Genomic DNA, 2,054 nt, shown 5'->3' on the forward strand with positions numbered 1-2,054 from the left:
TGATTCTCATTGAGTATAAGATATCAAAATCAACCCTATCTGGTGTAAAAACTATCATTAGTTTTGCATTTTTTTCCTCTTGAGGGCAATCCGATCTATCATATTGTAGTAAAATTTGAATAAAAACTCAAAATATTATCAGCTACCACCTTAGCACGTGTTTTTCTCTTTGAGAAAACTGGCTTGAAATCATAATAAAAAATCTCTTAGATTTCTAATGAGAACTTCATTAGAAATCATAAGAGACTTTACTATTTAATAAATCGTTTCTTTATTAAAGTGAGTTTACATCAACTTTAATCCCCACACCTTGAGTAGTGGTGATCGTCAAGTTAGTCACGTAAGTTCCTTTAGCTGTAGCTGGTTTTGCTTTTTGGATTGTTTCGTTGAAAGCTTTGAAGTTTTCAACCAATTTTTCAGCTTCAAATGATACTTTACCGATGATTGCTTGAACGTTACCTGCACGATCAGCACGGTAAGTGATTTTACCACCTTTAGACTCTTCAACTGCTTTTGCAACATCCATCGTTACAGTACCAGTTTTAGGGTTTGGCATCAAGTTACGTGGTCCAAGGACACGTCCAAGACGTCCAACAAGAGCCATCATGTCAGGTGTAGCAATAACTACGTCAAAGTCCAACCAACCGTCGTTGATTTTCGCAACAAGGTCATCTTCACCAACAAAGTCTGCACCAGCAGCTTTTGCTTCTTCAGCTTTTGCTCCACGAGCGAAAACAAGAACGCGTGAAGTTTTACCAGTACCGTTTGGCAAGACCATTGCTCCACGGATTTGTTGATCAGCTTTTTTAACGTCGATATTCAAGTTGTAAGCAACTTCCACAGTTGCATCAAATTTTGCAAAGTTAGTTTCTTTTGCAAGTGCTACAGCTTCTTCTACGCTGTACGCTTTTGTGCTGTCAATTTTCTCAAGAGCAGCACGAAGTTGTTTGCTTTTTTTAGCCATTTTCTATTCTCCTTGTAAGTGGTTCAATCGATTTTCATCTCCCACGTCACTCATCGTCTGATGAAATCTTGCGGGTTTTAGTGGGTGTTATTGATTAGTCAACAACAGTGAATCCCATAGAACGAGCAGTACCTTCAATCATACGAACTGCAGATTCAATATTTGCAGCGTTCAAATCTGGCATTTTAGTTTCAGCAATTTCTTGCACTTGTGCACGAGTAACTGTTGCCACTTTTGTTTTGTTAGGTGTACCTGATCCTTTTTCAACACCTGCAGCTTTTTTCAAAAGAACAGCAGCTGGTGGTGTTTTCGTGATGAATGTAAATGATTTATCTTCGTAAACTGAGATAACAACTGGAATAATCATTCCAGCTTGGTCAGCTGTACGAGCGTTGAACTCTTTTGTGAATCCCATGATGTTGATACCAGCTTGACCAAGAGCAGGTCCAACCGGTGGAGCTGGTGTAGCTTTACCAGCAGGGATTTGCAATTTTACAAGTTTTTCGACTTTTTTAGCCATTTTTAAATCCTCCTTTGTGGTTTTGGCGGTAATTGAAAATTTTTACCTCCCACAAGTATGTGTGACACATACTCTAAATATTATACATGTTTTTGCTAAAAAAGCAAGAAAAAAGTATGTTTAGTCTGAAAAAAAAGTTTTTTTGTGATACACTATCAGTATGATGTTTTTAAAAATTACTTCTGTTTTATTTTTAATTTTTACAATTATTCTTTCAATTATTACAGCTCGTTTATTAAGATTAAAGCGTTTTGGATTAAATTTTGCTGATATTGCATTCCCACTTTTAGTATGTGAGTTTTATTTAATATCTGATCACGCTTTTTATCATAGTCTACTTCCTCATATACTACTAGCACTCTCACTTTTAGCTATTGGAATTACCGTTTATTTTCTAAAGGTGAAAAAAAAGTTCTATTATCCAAAATTTATAAAGTTTTTCTGGAGGGCTGGCTTTTTGCTCACTTTTGTCCTCTATTTATCTCTTATGATTTTTATTCTTATTTTCAAATAAGAGCAATTTACAAAAAAATATACTATTTACAAAAACCACTTAAAATTCACTTGAAA

The 2,054-nt window shown here is 35.3% G+C and carries 3 protein-coding genes; 1 reads left to right on the forward strand and 2 read right to left on the reverse strand.

Going from position 1 to position 2,054, the window contains the following annotated elements:
* Window positions 1-274: 274 nt before the first annotated feature.
* Both rplA and rplK read right to left on the reverse strand, forming a co-directional pair.
* Complete coding sequence (gene rplA / locus STRDD10_RS02155) at window positions 275-964, reverse strand: 50S ribosomal protein L1 (RefSeq protein WP_001085675.1); 690 nt, start codon at window positions 962-964, stop codon at window positions 275-277.
* 94 nt (window positions 965-1,058) lie between these two features.
* On the reverse strand, window positions 1,059-1,484 hold the full coding sequence (gene rplK, locus STRDD10_RS02160; RefSeq protein WP_067192727.1) for a 50S ribosomal protein L11: 426 nt from the start codon (window positions 1,482-1,484) through the stop codon (window positions 1,059-1,061).
* 160 nt (window positions 1,485-1,644) lie between these two features.
* Here rplK and STRDD10_RS02165 point away from each other — a divergent pair, with 160 nt between their 5' ends.
* The gene (locus tag STRDD10_RS02165; protein WP_067192729.1) at window positions 1,645-1,998 is read left to right on the forward strand and encodes a DUF3397 domain-containing protein; all 354 of its coding nucleotides are present in this window, start codon (window positions 1,645-1,647) and stop codon (window positions 1,996-1,998) included.
* Window positions 1,999-2,054: the final 56 nt, after the last annotated feature.

Source organism: Streptococcus sp. DD10 (assembly GCF_001578805.1).
In the GTDB taxonomy this organism is placed as follows: domain Bacteria; phylum Bacillota; class Bacilli; order Lactobacillales; family Streptococcaceae; genus Streptococcus.

What these genes read in the sequence shown, in the direction of transcription:
- rplA (WP_001085675.1), bottom strand. Translation starts at nt 964, where the DNA reads ATGGCTAAAAAAAGCAAACAACTTCGTGCTGCTCTTGAGAAAATTGAC.
- rplK (WP_067192727.1), bottom strand. Translation starts at nt 1,484, where the DNA reads ATGGCTAAAAAAGTCGAAAAACTTGTAAAATTGCAAATCCCTGCTGGT.
- STRDD10_RS02165 (WP_067192729.1), top strand. Translation starts at nt 1,645, where the DNA reads ATGATGTTTTTAAAAATTACTTCTGTTTTATTTTTAATTTTTACAATT.